This window comes from Micromonospora sp. C81, from assembly GCF_018070425.1.
In the GTDB taxonomy this organism is placed as follows: domain Bacteria; phylum Actinomycetota; class Actinomycetes; order Mycobacteriales; family Micromonosporaceae; genus Micromonospora; species Micromonospora zamorensis.
On the sequence record NZ_JAGPXS010000002.1, the window covers coordinates 331791 to 352818 of the forward strand.

A 21028-nucleotide genomic window follows, 5' to 3' on the forward strand; every position below is an offset into this window, starting at 1 on the left:
GGCGGTCGCTGGGCCCGCGGTCAGGTCAGGAGACGGTCAGCGCGGTGTCGTCGACCACGAAGGACGTCTGCAGCGAGGAGTCCTCGGTGCCGGTGAACTTCAGGTTGACGGTCTGGCCGGCGTACGCCGCCAGGGAGAAGGACTTCTGGCTGTAGCCGGTGGCCTTGTTCAGGTTCGAGTAGGTCGCCAGCGTGGCCAGAACGGTTCCGCTCGAGTTCAGCACCTGCACGTTGAGCTTGTCGTAAGCGACGCTGGTGGTGGTCTCGGCCGAGTCGATGTGCAGCCAGAAGCTGAGCGCGTACGACGAGCAGCCGGCCGGCAGGCTCACCGACTGGGCGAGCGTCTCGGTGCGGGTGCTGCCGTACCCGTTCAGCCATGCCTTGTACGACCCGGTGCGGGCGGCCTGGCTGCTGGAGGTGGTGATGACGCCGGAGCTGGCGGTCCAACCGGTCGCGCCGGACTCGAAGCCCGGGTTGGCCAGCTTCTGCCCCGGCGCGGTGCAGCCACCGCCGGTGCCGTTCACGGTGAGTCGGTAGGTGGCGCTGCGGGTGACCGCGCCCGCACCGTTCACGGTGATCGAGTAGGTGCCGGGCGGGGTGCTCGCCGAGGTGCTGATGGTGAGGGTGGACGAGCCGCCCGAGGTCACCGAGGCGGGGCTGAACGCGGCGCTGGCCCCGCTGGGCAGGCCGGACGCTGAGAACGTCACCGTCTGCGCCGAGCCACTGGTGGTGGCGGTGGACACGGTGGTGGAGACCGCGCTGCCCGGGTTGACCGAGCCGGCGGTCGGCGAGAGCGCGACCGAGAAGTCGTTGCCGGTCGAGCAGGCCGAGTCACTGCCGGCCACGTTCACCGCGGTCCAGGCGGCCTGCACGGCCTTGTACTCGGTGGAGCAGCTTCCGTACAGGTCGGTGGCTGCCCGCAGGCTGTACGCGCGGGAGGTGTTCGCCGGGTTGCTGGTGCTGACGTACGCCGTGTTGGAGGTGAAGTAGACGTCCAGCGCCCGGTACCAGATCTTCTCGGCCTTGGCCCGGCCGATGCCGGTCACCGCGGGGGCGGAACCGCAGACCGGGGAGGTGCCGTACGAGGTGGCGCCGGTGCCCTCGGCCAGGTTGAAGAAGAAGTGGTTGGCCACGCCGGAGGAGTAGTGCACGTCCTTGTTCTTGGTGCTGGTGGACCAGCAGCTGTCGGACGAGCCGTCCAGCGACGGGTTGTACATGTAGCGCAGCGGCGTGCCGTTGTTGTTGATGTTGATCTTCTCGCCGACCTGGTAGTCGCCCGGGTCGCTCGGCGCGGCGGCGTAGAACTCCACCATGTTGCCGAAGATGTCACTGGTGGCCTCGTTGAGGCCGCCGGATTCGCCGGAGTAGACCAGGCCGGCCAGCGCTTCGGTGACACCGTGGCTCATCTCGTGCCCAGCCACGTCCAGCGAGACGAGGGGGCGGGAGTTGCTGGAGCCGTCACCGTAGGTCATCTGGGCGCCGTCCCAGAAGGCGTTGACGTAGTTGTTGCCGTAGTGCACCCGGCTCGGCACGCCGGAGCCGTTGCCGAAGATGCCGTTGCGGGCGTGGACGTTCTTGAAGTAGTCGAACGTCTTCGCCGCGCCGAAGTGCGCGTCCACGCCGGCGGACTGCCGGTTGGAGTTGGCCCCGGTGCCCCACGCGTTGTCGGCGTCGGTGAAGGTGGTGCAGGTCGACGTGCCGTTGTTCATGTCGCAGGTACGGCCGTTGCCGTGCGACGGATCGATCATCTGGTACGTGCTGCCGGAGAGCGTCGTGTCGATGCTGACCGAGCCGGTGTAGATGCCCTGGCCGCTGCCGACCACCGACTCGATCTCGTCGTACGACCCGACGGTCGCGCCGGTGGCGGCGTCGGTGATCACGTGCAGCCGGGACGGGGTCTGCCCGTCGGGCTGCCATCCGCTGACCACGGTCTCCCAGGCCAGTCGACCCTGCCCGGAACTGGCGTCCACGAACAGCTCCGGCGTGCCCACCGCCTCGGCCTTACCGACGAACCGGGCGCTGGCGGCCTTCTTCGCGGCCGCCGCGGTGGTCCTGGCCGAGGTGGCGAGGGTCAGCGGCGCGGCCAGCCCGACCGAACTGCCGGCGTACGTGCCGTTCGGCGCGGTGTGGATGACGAAGTCACCGCCGTACACCCGTAGGCCCTGGTAGGTCCTGGTGTAGCGGGTGTGGGCAGCGCCGCTGGGGTCCACCTTGGTGCTGCGCACCTGGTAGGACTCGGCGCTCGAACCCTGGACGGCGCCGGGGTTCGCTCGTAGGACGGTTGCCGCTCGGGCCGCAGCGGAGGCGTCCGGCGCGGGAGAGGTGGGCGGGGCCGCGTGCGCCGGGGTGACGACGCAGGTCAGCAGGCCGCTGGTGAGCAGCACTGCACTGACGGCGGCAAGAGCTCTTTTCAAGTGCGCTCCTGAGAGGAGAAGGATGTGACGGAGGTAGTCACGCATGTAGATATAGCTATGTATTGAAGAAAAGAGAAGCCCTGAACTGATGTCAGGCATCGACATTGACCGAACGGATGAGGGGCTTGACGAGGGAACCAATACCTGCCCCAGCACGTCCGACGGACATGAGACCCGTCTCGACAGCCGGCGTCACGTTCGCCCTACTGGTCGCGCTCCTGGCCGGCTGCACCAGCACCGACCGCACCGGCGACGCTCGTGACCAGCCGCCGACCAGCGCCGACCCCGTCCCGACCGGGCCGGCCACCGACGCCCCGCGGACGCCAACCGCGGGCCCCGCCTCCACGTTGCCGACCGGGCCGCCGGCCACCGATAGCGCGTCGACGCGGGTGATGCTGTTTCGCTCCGGCGGCTTCGCCGGCCGCGCTGACACCGTGACCGTCGAGCCGGACGGCCGGTGGACGGCCGTGGACCGCGCCGGCGGGCGGCGTACCGGCCAACTCACTCCCGCCGACCTCGGCCGGCTGCGCGGGCTTACCGCCGACGCCCGGCTGGCCGCCGAGGCCCGCCAGACGGCCGGCGCGACCATCTGCACAGACGTGTTCAGCTACCGGCTGACCGTCGGCACCATCGAGGTCGGGTACGACGACTGCCCCAGCGACGACACGCAACAGCTGCCGGCCACCCGCGCGCTGGTCGAGCTGCTGCTGCGGGCCACCGGCACTCAGGCCACGTAGTCCGGAGGCAGGCCGGTGCCACGCAGCTCCGGCGGCAGGTGGGCCACGTCGTTGAGGGCGATCAGGTTGGGTGGGCCACCGGAGCTGTACCGGATCACTGTCAACCCCGCGTTGTGCAGGTTCAAGCCCAGCCATCGCCGCTCCGGCGCGTCGAGGGCGTGCCGCACCAGCCAGGCGATCAGGAAAGTGTGCGTCACGACCAGCTCGCGGACCGGCTCGCCATCGGGAGCTTCCTCCGGGACCGGGCCGGTGAACCGCCGCACGGCCTCCGCCGTCACCCGCGGCCCGTCGGCCCGCTCGGCAGCCGAGAACTGCGCCAGGAATGTGGCGTACGCGGGCGGCAGGCCGGCCGGGTCCGTGTCGTGTGGGAGGTGGTCGCCGGCCAGCTCCGTCGCGTACACCGGAGCTTCGGGCAGCGACCTGGCGATCAGCTCGGCGGTCTGCGCGGCCCGGCGCAGCGGTCCGTGGTGGACGGCGGCGAACCGGCGGCCTCGCAGGCGCTCGCCGAGCAGCGTGGCCTGCTGCTGGCCGCGCTCCGTCAGGCCGGTGTCCGGTTCACCGGCATCCGACTCCCGCAGCGCGGTCAGGTCCTGCTCGGCGTGTCGGGCAAGGTACAGCAGGCGAGTCACCATGCCGCCCACCTCAACACACCGGGAGGTGCGGGCTCCACCCCGCACCTCCCGGGCCTGCGGCCGTCAGCTCAGTCGGCCTGGCCGGACGCCGCTCGCGCGAAGGTGACCGACACCCACAGCCAACCGGCCGTCACCGCCAGACCGAACGCCACCATCACGGCCGGAGCCGGTCGGACGATCAGGGCGACCCAGGCCACCGCGAAGAAGACCCCGATCACCAGGCTGTACGCGGCTCGACCACGTGCCCCCTGCCGTGCGGCCCGACGGCCCGCCACCACGGTCGCCGCGATCAGCGACACGAAGGCGACCGCCGCCACCAGGAAGTGCAGGCCGCCGTGCCAGCTGATCTGACCGGCGCCCCGGGGCGTGCCGACCGGGAACCCGTCGGCCGGGTCGGCGCTGAAGATCGCCGCGCCGATCAGGCCCAGCCCATACAGCGCGAGCAGCCGGGGAAGCCAGACCGACCCGCCGCCTCCGCCGGTACGGCGGCGCAGCGCGTCGGCGGCCAGCGCGCAGAGCGCGCCGGTGACCAGGAACGTGACGATCTGGATCCAGCCCAGCTCGCCGGTGCTCAACACGCTGACCGGATGCCGGCGAAAGTCGAAGCCGTCCCGGGTCGACGCCTGCACGATCGCCGAGCCGACGAAGATCGGGCCGGCCAGCACACCGCCGATCAGCAGTGCGCGGTCCCGACCGACAGCGGCCGGTCCTACCAGCGGGAAAGGTGCAGCCTGGCTCATCGTCGGCTCCCCTACGCCCGTGGGAACATCTGGCCGATGCGGATCCGGTTGCCGAACGGGTCCCGGATGCCGAAGTCGATCCCATACGGGCGTTCGGTCGGCTCGTCGGTGATCTCTACGCCCTTCGCCACAAGATCCTCGTGCGTCTTGCGGGCGTCGTCGGTGGTCATGAAGAGGTACCCGCCGAGGGCACCCTTGGTGAGCAGCTCCCGGACCTGCTCGGCGGTGGCCGGGTCCAGTGCGGGCGGGCCCGGCTTCTCCAGCAGGATCTCGCGCTCCGGGTCGCCGGGCAGGTTGACCGTCAACCACCGCATGAAACCGAGGTCCTGGTCGGTGTTGACCTCCATGCCGAGCTTGTTGACATAGAAGTCAAGCGCGGCGTCCTGGTCGAGGACGTAGATCTGGGAGCGGCTGATCGCGTTCATCGTCATGCCCATGACGCTAGAGGTAGACCGTGACCTGCGGCTTATCCAAAACTGCTGGGTCGGGTCCACGCTTTGGCGAAGCACGACGGCACATTGGCCGCCGCGACGCGGTGCCGCCGGAAATCCGAGGGCGACTCCCCGACGATCTGCCGGAACGTACGGCTGAACGTGCCCAGGCTGCCGAAGCCGACGGCATAGCAGATGTCCGTAACATCCCGGTTCGACTCCACGAGCAGTGCCATCGCGCGCTCCACCCTGCGGCGTTGCAGGTAGCGGTGCGGGGTCTCACCGAACGTGGCCCGGAAGGTCCGGATGAAGTGCGCCTCAGAGACGAGCGCGATCCGGGCCAGCGCCGGGATGTCCAGCGGCTCGGCGTACGCCCGGTCCATCGCGTCCCGGGCGCGCAGCATCGCCCGGTTCGACTCCTCCACCGCGCGGCTCATCGGCCCCCGTCCGCCCTGCTCGTTGCCCGGCCCCAGGCTACCGCCGACCCCGGTGACCCGGCTTTCAAACCCGTCTCCGCTGTGACATCGGCCTATGGCCGGGACGGACCGACCACGCCAGCATGGAGGGCATGACTCGTGCACTCATCGCCCTGACCAGTCACTCCGAGCTGGGCCGCACCGGCCGCTCGACCGGCTACTACGTCGGCGAGGCCGCCGAGCCGTGGGAGGTGTTCCGGGCCGCTGGCTACGACGTAGACCTGGTGTCCGTGGCCGGCGGCGAGCCGCCGGTAGACGGCCGGGACGAGAACGACAGCACCCAGAACGACTTCCTCGCCACCGCCGGCGTAACGGACACCCCGAGGGCCGCCGACGTCGACCCGGCCGGGTACGACGTGATCCTCTTCGCCGGAGGTCACGGCACCATGTGGGACTTCCCCGACGACCCCGACCTGGCCCGCATCGCCCGCTCGGTCCACGAGCGCGGCGGCGTGGTGGCCGCCGTCTGCCACGGTCCGGCGGCGCTGGTGAACCTGACCCTCACCGACGGCTCCCGGCTCGTCGCCGGCAAGCGGGTGGCCGGCTTCACGAACAGCGAGGAGGCCTCCGTCGGCCTCACCGACGAGGTGCCTTTCCTGCTCGCCGACAAGCTCACCGAGGCTGGCGCGCAGCACGTACCGGCGCCGGACTTCACCGAGCACGCGGTGGTCGACGGCCGCCTGGTGACCGGTCAGAACCCGCAGTCCGCCCGCGCCGTGGCCGACGCCGTGGTGAAGCTGCTCAGCTGAGCGCCGGTCGGATCCGGTAGTCGTCTGGCGGGCCGGTGGCACGCAGCTCGGGCGGCAGGTCGGTGACGTCGTCCAGCGCGACGAGCGTCGACGGGCCGTCCGAGCTGCGACGGATCACGGTCACCCCGCCTCACCTCACATCGTCAACAGTCCCCCGTTCCAGGTCTCGTCCTTGATCGCGACCAGGTTCGCCACCACGTAGGGTCCGGGACGAAGCGCGCGTACTGCTGATCGGTGAAGTACCAGAAAAAGTTCTCGTTGTAGAACGCGACGTGTGTCGGGTCCTGGAACGCACCCCGACCGTCGGTACTCGGCGTTAGGGAGAGGCCCGGAAGGTCCGGATGAAGTGCGCCTCGGAGACGAGCGCGATCCGGGCCAGCGCCGGGATGTCCAGCGGCTCGGCGTACGCCCGGTCCATCGCGTCCCGGGCACGCAGCATCGCCCGGTTCGACTCCTCCACCGCGCGACTCATCGGCCCCCGTCCACTCCGCTCGTCGCCCGGCCCCAGGCTACCGCCGGTGCCTTCGCCGGTCGGGTAGCGCGCCGCCGCCCGGTGAAAGCACCGGCGACCATCATCAGAGCGACGACGCCGAGCAGCGCGCCCAGCAGCACCGTGCTGCGCACACCGTGGCTCGGTAGCGCGAGGCCGGCGACCAGGGCGCCACCGGTGATGCCGACGTTGACAGCGGCAGAGACGGTGGCGGCGGCGAGGTCGGAGCGCCCAGGCGCAACCTCGAGCACAATGCCACCGAGCACCGCGGTGAACGCCGCGAACGCCAGCCCGGCCAGGGCGAGCAGGCCCACGGCAGCCGCCGGCCGGTGGCCGACCGCGTACAGCCCGAGCAGTGCCACCGACTGGAGGGTGACGGTCGCAGCCAGGGCGAGCCACGGGCTGCGGTCCACCACCACTCCGACGGCGAGGATCCCGAGCACGCTGGCAACGCCGCGCACCAGCAGGATGGCCCCGACCGCCGAGGCGGCGAACCCGCTGACCTCGGTGACGAAGAGGGCGACGTACGTGTAGCCGGCGATGGCACCGGCGGTCGCCAGGATGGCCACCGCGACCAGCAGCCAGAAGCGGTAGACGTCGGGTGTCGCGCCCCGGGCGGCATGTCCCTCGTTGGGTGGCGTCGACGGCAGGAGCGAGGCCACCGCGACGAGCACGATCGCGCCGAGCCCGGCCACCGCCAGGAACGACACCCGCCAACCGGCACGTTCGCCCAGCCAGGTGCCCGCGGGCACGCCCAGGACCAGAGCGACGCTGCCGCCGGCGAACACGATCGCGACCACCCGACCGCGCAGTCCGGGTCGGAACAGCTCGGCCGCGGCCGGCACCACCACAGCCCAGAACAACGCATGGGTCGCCGCGGTTGCCATCCTGGCCGCCAGCAGCAGCGCGAACGAGCTCGCGAACACCGTGATCGCGGTGCTCACCACGAAGCCGGCCAGGAGCGCGGACAGCAGTCGCCGACGGGGGATTCTCCTGGCCAACGCCGTCAGCGGGATCGAGGCGACGACGACCACCGCGCCGTACGCGGTGACAAGCATGCCCACCTGCGACGGCGAGACGGCAAGGTCCGCCGCCATCGGGAGCAGCAGCCCGATCGGCAGCGCCTCCGCTGTGGTGTAGAGGAACGTCCCGCCCGACAAACCGATCAGTGCTCCCACTGCTCGCCTGTGGCCCATCCGACCCTCCCCTTGTTACCGGCTAAATCATGTACGCCAGAAACAAGCTAGCGATCCCCCTTGCCGACGGTCAATTGGTAAAGTTGGTTTTGATGGAAACAGTCGAGGGCGTCACGCGGATGAACCTGGTGGGCGGCAACCTCGCCCTGGACTTCATCAACACCCGCTCCGGCCCACCCGTCGGGCTCCCGGACGACGACGTGCTGACCGGCTATCCCGAGCTGGTCGCCTGGGGGGTTCACGCGGGCGCCCTCACCGAGACAGAGGCGACAGCGCTGCGCCGGCTGTCCCGCAACGACCCGGACGGCGCCAGCGCTGCCTTCTCGCGAGCCCTGCACACCCGCGACTACCTCGACGAGGTGTTTCGGCCGCTGACCGTTGGAGAAGCCCCGAGCACGTCTGCACTGGCCCGGCTGCGCGACGACGAAGCGGACGCACTCGGCCACGCACAGCTTGAGGGCGGCAGCACGTTCGACTGGGTCTGGCGAGACGACCACACGCTCGCCCGACCTCTGCGGCCAGTGGTGCACGCAGCGGTCCAGTTGCTCACCACGGGTGCGCTGGACCGGATCAAGGGATGCGGAGGCTGCCGCTTCATCTTCAACGACGAAAGCAAGAACCGCAGCCGCCGCTGGTGCAGCATGGACGACTGCGGAACCGCCGAGAAGATGCGCCGCTACGTCGCAGCGCGACGCACGCGCGCGACGAAATGAGCGCGCTGCCGCCGTCGGGAAGGCCTGGTGGATACCCGTTGCTGTCGACAGCCCACCGCGCGCTCGCGCGCCGGCCGCACCAGAACGCCTGATAACCGCTGTAACGGTCACGGTGCATTCGGGCAGGATCATCGGCCGTGACACTTGTCCTGCCGCCGCGCCTGACCGCCTCGGCTCAGAGCTTGCGCGAAGCCGCTCACCGACGCGGACTACGCACCGTCCAGCTTCGCACTTTCGACGTACCTGCCGGGTTGCGTGCTGATCACCTTCATGCGGGACCAAGCTTCGCCGACGTCGTCGCACCGCTGCTCGGGATCGCGCCCCTGGAGGCTGCACCTGGCTGGCTGACTGGCCTTCCTCGTGAACTTACCCGCCGCGAGATCACCTTGGTCGCCATCGGCGAGGCCTACGAACTCCGGCGACCGGCGTTCATCAAGTCGCCCAACGACAAGAACATCCCGGCGATGATCTACACCGATGGCTCCCGCATGCCCGGCCCGGATGCTGTCGACCGACGGACTCCAGTGCTCGTCAGCGACATCGTCGACTTCACCGCCGAGTACCGGCTGCACCTGCTCGACGGCGTCGTCCACACAGGCAGCCAGTACGCCGCGCACGGCCGGTTGCACCTCGGCCCTCCGTCGACTGACGCACTAGCCTTCGGCACCGATCTCATCGCCGGATACGGGCACACGCTGCCCTCCGCCATCGTCGTGGACGTTGGACTGGTCGACGGCTCCTGGGCTGTGATCGAGGCGAATGCCGCATGGGCCAGCGGCGCCTACCTGGCGGATCCAGACCTGGTTCTCGATGTCATCCTCCGAGCGGCCAGCCCAACGGCTTCGGTCACCGCCCGCGACCGACAGTTCATCCGACGACCTCAGGTGACCGGTGCGATCTAGGCTCTGTGAGCGCCACCTCGTCGAGTTGAAGCAGCGCCAGGAGCGGTTGTCAGGGCCGACCTCGTGGATCGTTCCGTCCGGTCCCATCCGGTACCTCCGCGGTGGTCCCATGGCCTGTAGTGCCGCTGCGGTACGCGGCCTCACGGGCGGCCTGTTCCTCGCCGGCCGGGTCGGTCACCCGAAAGCCGTGCAGGTGAACGGCCTCGGCGTCGATGTCGTCCGGCGCAGAGCGGCCCTCGACGGAGAAGCCGAACAGTGCGCGCAACGCCTCCTCGCCCAAGTCAAGGGGATGGAACGGCAGCGGGTAAGGGTCCTGGTTGTGCCAGCCCGGTACGGGCTCGACGGCATGCTCACCGGCCCAGTACGGCAGTTCGAAGTCGTACGGCTTGCCGATGTTTTCCTGGATGCCTCCGTCCGGAGACAGGCTCAGCGACCTGATCAGCACACCGTCCTCCCAGACCGCGAAACTGAGCCAGTCCACGACCGAGTGCATCCCGTGCATGATGATCCTTCGGCTCGCCTCGACCGCTTGGCACCACTCAGCGCCGGACGGATGTCTCCGTCGGCAAAAGCCAGTAGGGCCGTCTTCGCCCCATACCGCTCCTCACGATTTCGGCAAACGACCGTCGCGCGCCTCTGGCAGACGCCTCCCGACAGCGTCGACCCGGCTCGCTCGTGACACTCGTTCTTTCAGGCTACGGACGCGCGCAACGGATCCGTTGGGTCGATCGCGGCATCGTCGAATCGCTGTTCCAACGCCTCGGTGTCGTGCTGCTGCCGGAACGCCTTCTAGGCTGTGGTGATCGGCAACAACCACAAGAGCCGGGCATGCCCAGACGGCAACGCGCACGCCTCCAGGTCTGGGCCGTGCAGATAGGGCAAGCTGACGAGCAGGTGATCACACGCGGAGCCCGGGAGCCAAGGGTCGCCAATCGGCATCGTGTGCCAGTGGTCGAGGCGATGGCCCGCGTGGTAGTAGGCGACCATGGCGATCAGATCGACCATTGTCGATTCCCGCAATTTCGACGTCATCACGAACTCAATCCCGTGGCCGTCCTGATTGACCGCCGACCAACAGCCGGCGGTGACATATGCCCAGGAGTCGCTGCGGGGTCCTGGACCGACGACCATGATGCGCAGGTCGGGCACAGCCCTGCGACGGCCGAACCCAAGGTCGTAGTCGACGATCTCAACGTCATGCCCAGCGAAGAAGGCCCGCACGTGAGCCTCGGTCGCCTCCACAGCCGCCAGCCGTTGCCGCCTCCGTTTCACCGTGCCCTCCTCCTCGCCTCACATCCTGGCGCGCACGGCCTCACCGTGATCATGTCGGCCATTATTCGACGCCGTTCTGTCAGGCATCAAACGAGACCCGGCATCGCCCGCAGCCGGTTGTCCGGCCAGCCCGGTCAGGGGCCGAGGCTTCTCTGATGCTCGCCGAACGATCGGGTGAGGCTGTCCAGAGCGGCTTTGCCCTCCTCGGCGGTGCCCACGCCAACTTCGACGCTTTCCAGCGGTGGTAGCCGCTTCATTTTGAAGTCTGGATGTCAAGACTGAATCCCTCAGTGAAGGCGGGGTCGCCCTCGGTGGTTGCCCTGTGGGATGGTGCGGGCGTGAGCGAAACGGGGCAGTCGGATCGGGTGACGGCGATGCCGGAGAAGCTGGATCAGTGGCACGACTTCCGCAAGAGCGTGGCGCTGGTGTCGATGGTGCTGTTCTTCTTCTGCCTCCTCGCCCTGGGCAACGTCGTCTACCAGGTAGCCATCGCTGGCGACGAACGGGGAGTCTTCGACCCGTGGTCGTTCCTCGGCTTCCTGTCGGTCGCGGTGCCGCTTGGCGTGGCCGCAGTAACCGGCTTGCGCGTCTACCGGGCAACCAACAACGCCGAATCGAAGCGGCGCGGTCGGATCATGGGCCTCGCGCTGCTCGCCGCCGCGGTCCTGCTCGTCGTAACGGGCGTCATCGGGGACCTGCTGTCGTGAGCTTCTTCGTCGAACCCGGTGCCCTGGACCGGGCCGCGGCCCTCATCAACGACGCGAGCAACGATGCCCAGACCGCGAAGGCTTACATGCTCAGGCACACGGACATGCAGTTCCACAGCCAAGGGCTACTGAACAAGGCGTGGCAGGCGCATGGGCACCTCGTTGATGAGATGACCAAGCGGCTCACCCACCTGATCGACCTGCTGAACAAGTCACGAGATGCGCTGCAAGGCACCGCGAACCACTACCGGCACACCGACACCGGCAACGCGGCCCGTCTGGACGCCACCTACCCCACCGTTGACCGCAGCGGCTACGAACTGCCCGCTGGCCGCCCGCTGAGCGGGAACATGCCGTGAGAGAGCCAACGGACTTCCTCGTCGAGCCCGGCCAACCGGACGCCTCACTGACCAAGGGTTTCGCCAACCCCATCGGCATCCTGGACGCCATCTCCATCTCCCACTGGATCAACCAGATCATCAAGGACGTCGCCGGCTACGACGTCATCGGCACCATCACCAACGTCTTCGTCGGGGACTGGGAGAGCTTCTACAAAGCAGGCGACGCCTACGGCAACCTCGGCCAGAGCCTGCAAGCTCTCGGTCAGAACGTCAGCCTGATCTCCTCCCAGCTCGACCAGCAGTGGGACGGCCAGGCCGCCGACGCCGCGTTCACCTACTTCCGCCAACTCGGGACCGCAGCGGTTGAGCAGAACGTCGTCCTGGCGCAGATCGAGGAGCAGTACCACGAAGCCGGGCGGGCAATCTGGCTGTTAGCCGACATGATCGGCGGCCTCATCAAACTGATGATCGACAAGGCCATCATCATCGGCGTCAGCGCCGCCGCCGGCACCGCGCTCATCGAGACCGGCGTTGGTGCCGTCGCCGGTTACGGCATCGCCACCTGGCAAGCCATTGAGCTGGTCAAAAAGGTCAACGACGCTGCGTTGAAGATCCAGACCGGAGGCACCCTGATCCTCGGCTTCTTCAGCTTCATGAAGACCCTCGCTGAGCAGGGCGGCGACCTGTCCAAGGTCCCCCTGCCCGATCAGCCCTACACAAGTCCGGTGCTCCGTGACGCAACCTGAATCCCAACCAGAGCGGCAGTTCCTCGAACTCACCGAAGGCAACCAAGGGCTCGCCAAGCTCCTCCACGCCTGCCTCACCCAACTCCGCGACGGCGTTGCCGGAAGCGACCTCCAGGAGATGGCCCGCGACGTCCTGGCTGGCCACACCGACCTTCGACAGATCGCCGCCACCGACGCCTACGGCGGCATGCTGCTGGATCACTACCAACGCTTCCGCACGTGGGAACAAACCCTCGACCCGGAGGAACGCCAACACATGGCGGACCAAGCGGCCGACCTCACCGCACGTCCTGAGGCGCACTGATGTGCCCCTAGCGCTGCTGCTCAGTCGGTCGCTGCTGCCAGCACCGCCCCAGCGCTCGTCAGATCCAGTTCGTGCACCCGGTGCTGCGCAACGCACTACAACACGCAATGCGGGAAGAGCTGGTGTCGCGCAACGTCGCCAAGCTGGTACGAAAGATCCTGGCTGCCGCAGCCGGTCACCGGCTCCATGCGCTCTACGTCGTGACGGCCGAGGTGTGGGAGGACCACGCCCTCGTGTTTCCCTCGGAACGGGGCACTCCGATGGAGCCGACCAACCTCAGCCGCTCTTTCGCCCGACTCCGGGAAACCGCCGGTCTGCCTGGTGTCCGCCTTCACGACCTGCGGCACGCCGTGGTCTCGCTACTGATGGAGCTGGGCGTACCGCCGCACGTCGTTCAGGCCATCGCTCGGCAAGCTCGACGGGAAGCTCTCGTGAGTGCCGTTGCTGTCAACCGGTTGACTCGCGGCAGTGCCCAGCGGGAAAAGCCTGATGGAATTGGAGCCCCCGGCCGGGATCGAACCGGCGACATCTCGCTTACAAGGCGAGTGCTCTGGCCAGCTGAGCTACAGGGGCGCGTGCGTCGAGGTCAGCATAGCGAGTGACGTCCGGATATCCCGCTCGCGATGCCTCCCGAGCACGGGAAACGTCAACAACCCGACGCCTGTACGCCTTTCCGCCGCCTGGCCGTGTGTCGATTGATGTCCGACCGTGCCGGAGTGACCGGAATGTGTAATCCGTATGTCACCTCCGACGCTCCCCGACCTTGGCAGCAAGGGGAAACACGTTTACGGTTCACACACGGACGACAGCCCGGCGCCCCCGCGTGACCGAGCCGCCGTCCGCTGACCGGCACGGATACGCGCCGGTTGCTCCTTCACTCGGATCGTCCGGCACGTTCCTGCCGGTGAAAGGAAGCGCTTCACCATGGCTACGGTCACCTATTCCAAGGCGTCCCGGGTCTACCCGGGCCAAGAGCGTCCCGCCGTCAACGAGCTGGACCTCGAGATCGGCGACGGCGAGTTCCTCGTCCTGGTCGGCCCCTCCGGTTGTGGCAAGTCCACCAGCCTGCGGATGCTCGCCGGCCTGGAGGACGTGGACGCCGGCTCGATCTACATCGACCAGCGTGACGTCACCCACCTTCCTCCGAAGGCCCGCGACATCGCGATGGTCTTCCAGAACTACGCGCTCTACCCGCACATGACGGTGTACGAGAACATGGCGTTCGCCCTCAAGCTGCGCAAGACCTCCAAGTCGGAGATCGACCGGCGGGTCAAGGAGGCGGCGGCGCTGCTCCAGCTGGAGGAATACCTCGGCCGTAAGCCGAAGGCGCTCTCCGGTGGTCAGCGTCAGCGTGTCGCGATGGGCCGGGCGATCGTCCGCGAGCCGCAGGTCTTCCTCATGGACGAGCCGCTGTCGAACCTCGACGCCAAGCTGCGTGTGCAGACCCGTACCCAGATCGCGTCCCTGCAGGCCAAGCTGGGCGTCACCACGGTCTACGTCACGCACGACCAGGTCGAGGCCATGACCATGGGTCACCGGGTCGCGGTGCTGCTCGACGGTGTCCTCCAGCAGGTGGACACCCCGCGGGCGCTCTACGACACCCCGGCCAACGTGTTCGTCGCCGGCTTCATGGGCTCTCCCGCCATGAACATCAAGACCGTTCCGCTGAACGAGCAGGGCGCCGAGTTCGCTGAGCTGCAGATCCCGCTGACCCGGGAGCAGGTCGCGGCGGCCCGCGCCGAGGGTGGCGACGGCAAGGTCACCGTGGGCTTCCGCCCGGAGGACTGCGAGCTGGTCAGCCCGACCGAGGGCGGCATGCCGGTCGTGGTCGAGCTGGTCGAGGACCTCGGCTCGGACGCCAACGTCTACGGCCACGCCGCGCTGGGTGGCAACTCGGAGCGCTTCGTCGTCCGCACCGACCGGCGCACCATGCCGAACATGGGTGACACCGTGTTCGTCAAGCCGGTCGCCGGTCGCAGCCACGTCTTCCACGCCGCCACGGGTGGCCGGATCTGACGTAACGCCTCACCGACGGGGGCGGTCCGCTTCGGCGGGCCGCCCCTTTCGTCGTACCGGCAAGGGCTCTTCACCCTGCGGAGCCAGCGCGGAGGTGGCTCTGTGGGGTGACTCGGCACGGCGGCTCTTGCTCGTACCGTCACGGCGACCCGAGCCCGAGGAGACGCCGTGTCCACCGTTCCCGCCCAGTCCACTGCTCACCCGACCGCGCGTGCCCGGCCGTACCAGGTGGTTCGCCTGGCGGGCCGCAGCCTCGCCTACTGCGCGACGCTGGTCCCGGTCGCCGTACTCGCGCTGGTGACCGCTCCGCTGGGCGGGGCCGGCGCCGCCGTCGCACGCTGGCGTGCCCTGCGTACCGGGCTGCTCGGGATGCCACCGGCGGCCGTGCCCGGCCGGCGGCCCGGCACTGTCGCGGTGCTCGGCCACGCGCTGCTCAGCCTGCTCCTCGGTGCCGTGGCTCTGCTGCCGCTCGGCGTCCAACTGCTGATGGTGCTGCGCGGCGCGCTGTACGGCCTGATGGACCGGGGGCCGTACGACGATTCCTGGGGTGGTCCGACCCGGGCCGGCGCGTGGGTGGCGCACTTCCTCGTCGGCCTGCCGATCACGGCTGCCGGGCTGGCCGCTCTGATCGGCATCGCTGCCGTGCACCAGCGGCTCACCCGACGCCTGGACGGGGAGCGGGGTCCCCGCTGGCTGATCCCGGCCGTGCTGCTGTTGGCGCTCGCCGGGGCGCTGCTCTTCGTCGCGTGGACCCGTCAGATCTGACGGCGAAGCCCCCTCCCGCGCTGGGCGGAAGGGGGCTTCGTCGACGTGGTTACAGCTCGGCGGAGCGTCGGCGGGCGACCTCGGCCAGGGTGACCGCGGCGGCCACGCTGGCGTTGAGCGACTCCACCTCGGAGATCATCGGAATGCTGACGGTCAGGTCGCAGGTCTCCCCGACCAGGCGGGACAGCCCGCGCCCCTCGGAACCGACGACCACCACCAGCGGACCGACAGCGGCCTCCAGGTCGTACAGGTCGGTGTCACCGTCGGCGTCCAGCCCAACCACCATGAAGCCGGCGTCCCGGCACGCCTTCAGCGACCGGGTCAGGTTGGTCACCTGCGCCACGGGCACCCGCGCGGCCGCGCCGGCGCTGGTCCGCCAGGCGGTCGCGGTGATTCCGGCGGCACGTCGCTCGGGTACGAAGACACCCTGCGCGCCGAACGCCGCAGCCGAACGGATCACGGCACCCAGGTTGCGCGGGTCGGTGACACCGTCCAGCGCGACCAGCAGGGGGGCCTGCTGCTCCAGGGCGGCGGCGACCATGTCCTCGAAGGGCTGGTACGCGAAGGGCGGCACCTGCAACCCGACGCCCTGGTGCAGCACCCCGCCGGTCATCCGGTCCAGCTCGGCCCGGCTGATCTCCAGGTTGGCGATGCCCCGGTCGGCGGCGGTCCGGATGATCTCGTTGATCCGGTCGTCCATGTCGATGCCCTGGGCGGTGTAGAGCGCCGTCGCCGGCACGTTGGCGCGCAGCGCCTCCAGCACCGGGTTGCGCCCGACCAGCAGCTCCGGGGAGTCCTTGGACGGGTTGGACTTGCGCCCCGGCGCGACCCGCGGGCCGGACCGGCCGGTGGGCTTGCCGCCCCGACCGCCGCCGCTGGCGCCCCGACCGACCGGTACGCCCCGACCGCCGCCCCTGCCCCAGGTGGTGTCCTTGCTGCCCGGCTGACCGATCTTCGGGGGGCGCCCCTCCTCGGCCGCCGCGCGGCGCTCCTTGTCCTGCTTCCAGGCGGTGCGCTGGGGCAGCTTCTCGGTGCCCGAGTAGCCCTTGTGCCAGGGACGCTCGTCCGCGGGCAGGGTGCGACCCCGCCCGGCCAGGGAGTCCTTGTTCTTGCCGCCGGTGCCCTTGGGGGCGCTTGCCTTTGACGTCAGTCGCCGGCCACGGCGCTGCGAGTTGCCGGCCATCAGTCCTGCTCTCCAATAGTCCAACGGGGGCCCTGGGGGGTGTCCTCGACCACCACGCCGGCCAGCTTGAGCTGGTCACGCACCGCGTCGGCGGCAGCCCAGTCCTTGCGGCCCCGGGCCTGCGCGCGCTGCTCCAGGGCCAGCGCGATCAGGGAGTCCACCACGGCACGCAGATCATTCGATCGGCTGCCACCGGTCCACGCCGGGTTGAGGGGGTCGATCCCGAGGATATCCAGCATTGCCCGTACCACGGCCAGGGTGGTGCGGACGGTCACATCGTCACCGGCGCTCAGCGCGGTGTTGCCGTCCCGGAGGTGCTGTTGCAGCACGGCCAGCGCGGCGGAGGTGTTGAGGTCGTCGTTCATCGCCGCGACGAAGCCGGCCGGCAGCTCACCGGGCTGCCCGGCGCCGACCCGCTCGGCCGCCCGCTGCACGAACCCCTCGATCCGGCGGTACGCGGTGGCCGCGTCGCGCAGCGAATCCTCCGAGTAGTCGATCACCGAGCGGTAGTGCGCGGCGGCGTAGTAGTAACGCAGCTCGACCGGCCGCACCCCGAGCGAGTCCACGTACGCCAGGTCGAGCGCGTTGCCGGCGGACTTGCCCATCTTGGCCCCACCGATGCTGAGCAACCCGTGGTGCACCCAGTAGCGCGCGAACGGCAGCCCGGCGGCCTTGGACTGGGCGATCTCGTTCTCGTGGTGCGGGAACGTCAGGTCCAGCCCACCGCCGTGGATGTCGAACTCCGGGCCCAGATACCGCCAGCACATCGCCGAGCACTCGATGTGCCAGCCCGGACGACCGAGCCCCCACGGCGACGGCCAGTAGGCGTCCGCCGGCTCGTCCGGTTTGGCCCCCTTCCAGAGCGCGAAGTCGCGCGGGTCCCGCTTGCCCCGGTCCGGGGCGTCCCCGGCCGACTGCATCGCGTCCGGGGACTGACCCGACAGCGACCCGTACGCAGGCCAGGACGCCACATCGAAGTAGACGTCGCCGGAACCGTCAGTCGCCGGGTACGCGTGCCCGTCGGCGATCAACTTCGTGATCAGCTCGTGCATCTCCGGGATGTGCCCGGTGGCGCGCGGCTCGTAGGTGGGGGGCAGCACGTTCAACGCCCGGTACGACTCGGCGAGAAGCAACTCGTTGACGTACGCGATCGACCAGAACGGCCGACCCTGCTCGCCCGCCTTCACCAGAAGCTTGTCGTCGATGTCGGTCAGGTTGCGGATGAAGGTGACCTCGTAGCCGGCGGCCAGCAGCCAACGGCGCAGCACGTCATAGTTGACGCCAGAGCGAAGGTGACCGATGTGCGGCGGGGCCTGAAGAGTGAGACCACACAGGTAGACCCCCACCTTGCCGGCTTCCCGCGGGACGAAGTCCCGCACCGATCGGGTGGCGGTGTCATACAGGCGTAGCGTCACCGCACAAGGGTAGCTGTCCGTGCCTGTCCGGGTCCGGCGGTGCCGGGTCGTACGCTGCCAGGCGTGGATGCGACCGCACGCTCGGGTGAGACTCCGGCCAACCCCAGCGGCCCCGCTGACGCCGTCCCTGGACAGGCGGGCGCGGCGGGGCATGTGAATGCGGCCGGACAGGCTGGTGCGGCCGGACAGGGCGATCGGGTTGTCGGGCGGGCTGACGCCGTTGCGGGACGGGGCGTTGAGACGTCGCAGACCCTCGACCGGGGTCTGCGGCTGCTGCACCTGGTCGCCGACGCCTCGGGCGGTCTGACCGTCACCGAGGCCGCCAACCAGCTCAACATCGGCCGGGCGGCCGTCTACCGGCTGGTCAGCCCGCTGATCGGGCACGGCATGCTGCGCCGCGACGGCGACGGCAGGCTGCGCCTCGGGGCCGGGCTGCTGCACCTGGCCCGACGGGCCCAGCCATTGCTCGCCGAGGGTGCGCTACCCGCGCTGCGCCGCCTCGCCGAGCAGGCCGGAGCGACCGCGCATCTGACCGTCGTCGAGGGTGGCGAGGGCGTGGCCCTGGCCGTGGTCGAGCCGAGCTGGACGTCGTTCCACGTCGCGTACCGCGCCGGGGCACGGCATCCGCTGGACCGAGGTGCGGCGGGCCGGGCCATCCTGGCCGGTCGAGCCGGAGATGCGGCGCCGGTGTGCAGCAGCGGGGAGTTGCAGGCCGGGGCGTACGGGGTGGCTGCGCCGGTGCTCGGCGTACCCGGCTTGGAGGCCAGCGTCGGCGTGGTCGCGCTCGCCCCGCTGGACGTCGACACGATCGGTCCCCAGGTGCTGGCCGCAGCCACGGCCATCACCAACGCCCTCCGCTGACAAACGAGCCACCGCCTGTTCCGACCCGTGCGGGCGGACTCGCGCCCCGCTTGATCAACTCGGGTTCCTGAAACTCGCGGTATCCCGGTGCCGACGACACCCCGACTTTCATGAACGCGAGTGGATCACCGGGTCGAGTGTCCCAATGACAGCAGCGCGGTCACCAATTTCGTCACCAGTTTCGCGGGTCGCTGGCTTGTCTGAGCCCCGACTGAGCCCCGCGTGGGCCGACAGGGCCGACAGGGCCCGCTGGGCCGACAGGGCCCGCTGGGCCGACAGGGCCCGCTGGGCCGACAGGGCCCGCTGGGCCGACAGGGCCCGCTGGGCCGACAGGGCCCGCTGGGCCGACAGGGCCCGCTGGCAGCGCCCTGGAGCTGCCAGCCGGGGGTTCGCCCGCGTAGTGCACCCACGCTGGCCAGCCGGCGATCGCGATATACCACGATCGCCGCACGGATTTTCGGTTGTCCACAGGGTCGGACGGCTGCCCGGGGCAGGTTGTCCACAGGGGTTTCGGCGGTCCATGGGTGGTCGGCAGGCTGCTTGGCATGCCACCACGCCCGCACCGCCCCGACGCCCTGACGTGGCGGGTCTTCCGCGGCTCCGATGCTGTCCGGCATGGCCTGCTCACCGAACATCAGCTGCGCAGTGCTGCCTGGCTGCGGCTGCGCCAGGACATCTATGCCGACGCACGGCTCGACCGGGACCACACCCTGGCCTGTCGCGCCGCACTCCTCCGACTCCTGCCCGGGGTAGTGATCGGCGGCCCGTCAGCCGCCTACCTGCACGGTGTCGAACACGCCGCCGCCTTCACCGACGACGTGCACATCCTCGTGCCCCGGCCGATGCGGATCGGCCCACAGCGCGGCCTTCGCGTGCACGTCAACGCCATCACCCCGCTCCTCGACGACGAGATGCCGCCTCTGGCCGCGCCGCCACCGGGCTCGCACCGCCCACCAGGAACATGGGGTCCGTCGGACGCAGAACGGTCGCCGGAGACAGGACGATCACGTGACGTAGCGCGCCCATCGCGAACCGGGCTCCCCACGGGAGCAGGGCGCCCGCCGACCATCGGAGCACCATCACGCCCAGCTCGGCAGCTTGCCCGACCGGAAGCGGTGACGGCCAGGACGGGCAGCATGGCGATCACCAGACCGGACAGCGTCGTGGTCTCCAGGCTGGGCGACGGGGGCGGAGCGGGTGTCACGTCCCAGCCCAACGGGGACCCGAGCGGCCCGATCCCCCGCTCCGACCCGGGGCGGGCCGCCTGGGAAACGGCGGTGTGGCTCGACCCGATCCCGGCAGTCGCCGTCGTCGACTCGCTGCTCGGGCAGGGGCTGACCGATCGCGACACGTTGGCCGCACTGGCTGCTCGCAACGCCGAGCGGCCCGGTGGGCGGCGGGCACGATGGGTCTTCGACCTGGCTGACGGCGGAGCCCAGTCACCGCCGGAGTCACACCTGCGCGTACGGCTGGTGCTCGGTGGGCTGCCACGGCCGGTCGTTCAACATCCGGTACGCCTGGCCAGCGGCCTTGTCCTGCACCCCGACCTGGCGTGGCCGGAGTATCGGGTCGCAGTCGAGTACGACAGAAAGTGGCACTCCGACGCAGATCAGCTGCACCGGGACCGCCGTCGGCTCAACCTGCTGGTCGGCGCGGGTTGGTTGGTCCTGCATGTGACGAGTCGACGGTTGCACGCCGAGTTTCCGGCGGTGCTCAGAGAGGTGCGCGACGCGCTGGTCAGCCGCGGATGGCGACGGTGATCCCCGACCTGTCCTCGATCGACTCGGGTTCCTGGAAACCGTGGCATCCACCGGCCCCCGACACCCCGCCTTCAAGAAACCCCAGTCGATCAAGGCCAGGAACGAAGCCGCGCACGCCGACAGGGCCGCGCACACCGACACCGCCGCGCACACCGACACCACCGCGCACACCGACAGGG

The 21028-nt window shown here is 69.7% G+C and carries 23 protein-coding genes, 1 tRNA gene and 2 pseudogenes; 13 read left to right on the top strand and 13 right to left on the bottom strand.

The genetic code is table 11. The features are described from left to right. Positions 1-25: 25 nt before the first annotated feature. Complete coding sequence (locus KBX46_RS05060) at positions 26-2413, bottom strand: M4 family metallopeptidase (RefSeq protein ID WP_210791212.1); 2388 nt, start codon at positions 2411-2413, stop codon at positions 26-28. 167 nt (positions 2414-2580) lie between these two features. Here KBX46_RS05060 and KBX46_RS05065 point away from each other — a divergent pair, with 167 nt between their 5' ends. Next, positions 2581-3150, top strand: coding sequence for a hypothetical protein (locus KBX46_RS05065; protein WP_210791214.1), 570 nt, complete (start codon positions 2581-2583; stop codon positions 3148-3150). On the opposite strand, the gene KBX46_RS05070 is transcribed toward KBX46_RS05065, so the two are convergent. From KBX46_RS05070 to KBX46_RS05085, 4 genes are all read right to left on the bottom strand, one after another. Next, positions 3138-3782, bottom strand: coding sequence for a histidine phosphatase family protein (locus tag KBX46_RS05070; protein WP_210791222.1), 645 nt, complete (start codon positions 3780-3782; stop codon positions 3138-3140). The genes KBX46_RS05065 and KBX46_RS05070 overlap by 13 nt on opposite strands. Before the next feature lie 68 nt (positions 3783-3850). Further along, entirely contained in the window at positions 3851-4522 is a 672-nt protein-coding gene (locus KBX46_RS05075) for a DUF998 domain-containing protein (RefSeq protein ID WP_088950467.1), read from the bottom strand. Positions 4523-4533: 11 nt separating this feature from the next. Beyond that, entirely contained in the window at positions 4534-4953 is a 420-nt protein-coding gene (locus KBX46_RS05080; protein WP_088952055.1) for a VOC family protein, read from the bottom strand. Positions 4954-4988: 35 nt separating this feature from the next. After that, a complete protein-coding gene (locus tag KBX46_RS05085) occupies positions 4989-5390 on the bottom strand; it encodes a helix-turn-helix domain-containing protein (RefSeq protein WP_088950468.1) in 402 nt (133 codons plus the stop codon). A gap of 131 nt (positions 5391-5521) precedes the next feature. On the opposite strand from KBX46_RS05085, the gene KBX46_RS05090 reads away from it, so the two are divergent. After that, positions 5522-6178: a type 1 glutamine amidotransferase domain-containing protein gene (locus KBX46_RS05090; RefSeq protein ID WP_231927158.1), complete on the top strand. Its 657-nt coding sequence runs from the start codon at positions 5522-5524 to the stop codon at positions 6176-6178. Here the strand turns inward: KBX46_RS05090 and KBX46_RS32845 are convergent. The 3 genes and pseudogenes from KBX46_RS32845 to KBX46_RS05100 all read right to left on the bottom strand — a co-directional run bounded on the left by KBX46_RS32845 (position 6171) and on the right by KBX46_RS05100 (position 7864). Continuing rightward, a complete protein-coding gene (locus KBX46_RS32845; RefSeq protein ID WP_256439979.1) occupies positions 6171-6302 on the bottom strand; it encodes a hypothetical protein in 132 nt (43 codons plus the stop codon). The two genes, KBX46_RS05090 and KBX46_RS32845, sit on opposite strands and share 8 nt — an antisense overlap. 198 nt (positions 6303-6500) lie before the next feature. Continuing rightward, positions 6501-6650, bottom strand: a pseudogene (locus KBX46_RS05095) (AraC family transcriptional regulator); the annotation flags it as partial. After that, positions 6647-7864, bottom strand: coding sequence for an MFS transporter (locus tag KBX46_RS05100; RefSeq protein ID WP_210791224.1), 1218 nt, complete (start codon positions 7862-7864; stop codon positions 6647-6649). The pseudogene KBX46_RS05095 and the gene KBX46_RS05100, both read right to left, overlap by 4 nt. A gap of 29 nt (positions 7865-7893) precedes the next feature. Here KBX46_RS05100 and KBX46_RS05105 point away from each other — a divergent pair, with 29 nt between their 5' ends. Both KBX46_RS05105 and KBX46_RS05110 read left to right on the top strand, forming a co-directional pair. Beyond that, the gene (locus KBX46_RS05105; RefSeq protein ID WP_210791226.1) at positions 7894-8577 is read left to right on the top strand and encodes an ABATE domain-containing protein; all 684 of its coding nucleotides are present in this window, start codon (positions 7894-7896) and stop codon (positions 8575-8577) included. A gap of 137 nt (positions 8578-8714) precedes the next feature. Beyond that, positions 8715-9479, top strand: a complete 765-nt coding sequence (locus tag KBX46_RS05110) for an ATP-grasp domain-containing protein (RefSeq protein ID WP_210791228.1) — start codon at positions 8715-8717, stop codon at positions 9477-9479. A 49-nt stretch (positions 9480-9528) separates the two neighbouring features. Here KBX46_RS05110 and KBX46_RS05115 read toward each other — a convergent pair whose 3' ends face one another. Both KBX46_RS05115 and KBX46_RS05120 read right to left on the bottom strand, forming a co-directional pair. After that, positions 9529-9972 (bottom strand): hypothetical protein, encoded by a 444-nt coding sequence (locus tag KBX46_RS05115; RefSeq protein WP_210791230.1) that lies wholly within the window; start codon positions 9970-9972, stop codon positions 9529-9531. A gap of 296 nt (positions 9973-10268) precedes the next feature. After that, positions 10269-10751 (bottom strand): suppressor of fused domain protein, encoded by a 483-nt coding sequence (locus tag KBX46_RS05120; protein WP_210791231.1) that lies wholly within the window; start codon positions 10749-10751, stop codon positions 10269-10271. A 311-nt stretch (positions 10752-11062) separates the two neighbouring features. Here KBX46_RS05120 and KBX46_RS05125 point away from each other — a divergent pair, with 311 nt between their 5' ends. The 5 genes and pseudogenes from KBX46_RS05125 to KBX46_RS32340 form a co-directional block, all read left to right on the top strand. Further along, positions 11063-11458, top strand: coding sequence for a hypothetical protein (locus tag KBX46_RS05125; protein WP_308159380.1), 396 nt, complete (start codon positions 11063-11065; stop codon positions 11456-11458). Further along, on the top strand, positions 11455-11817 hold the full coding sequence (locus KBX46_RS05130) for a WXG100 family type VII secretion target (RefSeq protein WP_210791233.1): 363 nt from the start codon (positions 11455-11457) through the stop codon (positions 11815-11817). Before KBX46_RS05125 ends, KBX46_RS05130 begins: the two co-directional genes overlap by 4 nt. Beyond that, the gene (locus KBX46_RS05135) at positions 11814-12545 is read left to right on the top strand and encodes a WXG100 family type VII secretion target (protein ID WP_210791235.1); all 732 of its coding nucleotides are present in this window, start codon (positions 11814-11816) and stop codon (positions 12543-12545) included. Before KBX46_RS05130 ends, KBX46_RS05135 begins: the two co-directional genes overlap by 4 nt. After that, the gene (locus KBX46_RS05140; RefSeq protein WP_210791237.1) at positions 12532-12849 is read left to right on the top strand and encodes a hypothetical protein; all 318 of its coding nucleotides are present in this window, start codon (positions 12532-12534) and stop codon (positions 12847-12849) included. The genes KBX46_RS05135 and KBX46_RS05140 overlap by 14 nt, the downstream gene beginning before the upstream one ends. Positions 12850-12956: 107 nt before the next feature. Beyond that, positions 12957-13241, top strand: a pseudogene (locus KBX46_RS32340) (tyrosine-type recombinase/integrase); the annotation flags it as partial. A 104-nt stretch (positions 13242-13345) separates the two neighbouring features. Here the strand turns inward: KBX46_RS32340 and KBX46_RS05150 are convergent. Further along, positions 13346-13422, bottom strand: a tRNA-Thr gene (locus KBX46_RS05150). A 351-nt stretch (positions 13423-13773) separates the two neighbouring features. Between KBX46_RS05150 and KBX46_RS05155 the strand changes: the two genes are divergently transcribed. Both KBX46_RS05155 and KBX46_RS05160 read left to right on the top strand, forming a co-directional pair. Next, positions 13774-14865, top strand: coding sequence for an ABC transporter ATP-binding protein (locus tag KBX46_RS05155; RefSeq protein WP_088950475.1), 1092 nt, complete (start codon positions 13774-13776; stop codon positions 14863-14865). Between the two features lie 168 nt (positions 14866-15033). Beyond that, on the top strand, positions 15034-15630 hold the full coding sequence (locus tag KBX46_RS05160) for a hypothetical protein (RefSeq protein ID WP_210791239.1): 597 nt from the start codon (positions 15034-15036) through the stop codon (positions 15628-15630). A 49-nt stretch (positions 15631-15679) separates the two neighbouring features. On the opposite strand, the gene rlmB is transcribed toward KBX46_RS05160, so the two are convergent. Both rlmB and cysS read right to left on the bottom strand, forming a co-directional pair. Further along, positions 15680-16813: a 23S rRNA (guanosine(2251)-2'-O)-methyltransferase RlmB gene (gene rlmB / locus KBX46_RS05165; RefSeq protein WP_088950477.1), complete on the bottom strand. Its 1134-nt coding sequence runs from the start codon at positions 16811-16813 to the stop codon at positions 15680-15682. Next, a complete protein-coding gene (gene cysS / locus KBX46_RS05170; RefSeq protein WP_088950478.1) occupies positions 16813-18228 on the bottom strand; it encodes a cysteine--tRNA ligase in 1416 nt (471 codons plus the stop codon). Before cysS ends, rlmB begins: the two co-directional genes overlap by 1 nt. 63 nt (positions 18229-18291) lie before the next feature. Between cysS and KBX46_RS05175 the strand changes: the two genes are divergently transcribed. Beyond that, positions 18292-19089, top strand: a complete 798-nt coding sequence (locus KBX46_RS05175; protein ID WP_308159382.1) for a helix-turn-helix domain-containing protein — start codon at positions 18292-18294, stop codon at positions 19087-19089. 1136 nt (positions 19090-20225) lie between these two features. Then, positions 20226-20849 carry an endonuclease domain-containing protein gene (locus KBX46_RS32350; protein ID WP_247666975.1) on the top strand — a complete coding sequence of 208 codons (624 nt, stop codon included), beginning with the start codon at positions 20226-20228 and terminating at the stop codon, positions 20847-20849. Positions 20850-21028 lie beyond the last annotated feature (179 nt).

Coding starts and splice junctions, on each gene's coding strand:
- KBX46_RS05075 (WP_088950467.1), bottom strand. CDS start 4,522: ATGAGCCAGGCTGCACCTTTCCCGCTGGTAGGACCGGCCGCTGTCGGT.
- KBX46_RS05080 (WP_088952055.1), bottom strand. CDS start 4,953: ATGACGATGAACGCGATCAGCCGCTCCCAGATCTACGTCCTCGACCAG.
- KBX46_RS32350 (WP_247666975.1), top strand. CDS start 20,226: ATGGCGATCACCAGACCGGACAGCGTCGTGGTCTCCAGGCTGGGCGAC.
- KBX46_RS05115 (WP_210791230.1), bottom strand. CDS start 9,972: ATGCACTCGGTCGTGGACTGGCTCAGTTTCGCGGTCTGGGAGGACGGT.
- KBX46_RS05065 (WP_210791214.1), top strand. CDS start 2,581: ATGAGACCCGTCTCGACAGCCGGCGTCACGTTCGCCCTACTGGTCGCG.
- KBX46_RS05090 (WP_231927158.1), top strand. CDS start 5,522: ATGACTCGTGCACTCATCGCCCTGACCAGTCACTCCGAGCTGGGCCGC.
- KBX46_RS05100 (WP_210791224.1), bottom strand. CDS start 7,864: ATGGGCCACAGGCGAGCAGTGGGAGCACTGATCGGTTTGTCGGGCGGG.
- rlmB (WP_088950477.1), bottom strand. CDS start 16,813: ATGGCCGGCAACTCGCAGCGCCGTGGCCGGCGACTGACGTCAAAGGCA.
- KBX46_RS05070 (WP_210791222.1), bottom strand. CDS start 3,782: ATGGTGACTCGCCTGCTGTACCTTGCCCGACACGCCGAGCAGGACCTG.
- KBX46_RS05105 (WP_210791226.1), top strand. CDS start 7,894: ATGTACGCCAGAAACAAGCTAGCGATCCCCCTTGCCGACGGTCAATTG.
- KBX46_RS05155 (WP_088950475.1), top strand. CDS start 13,774: ATGGCTACGGTCACCTATTCCAAGGCGTCCCGGGTCTACCCGGGCCAA.
- KBX46_RS05085 (WP_088950468.1), bottom strand. CDS start 5,390: ATGAGCCGCGCGGTGGAGGAGTCGAACCGGGCGATGCTGCGCGCCCGG.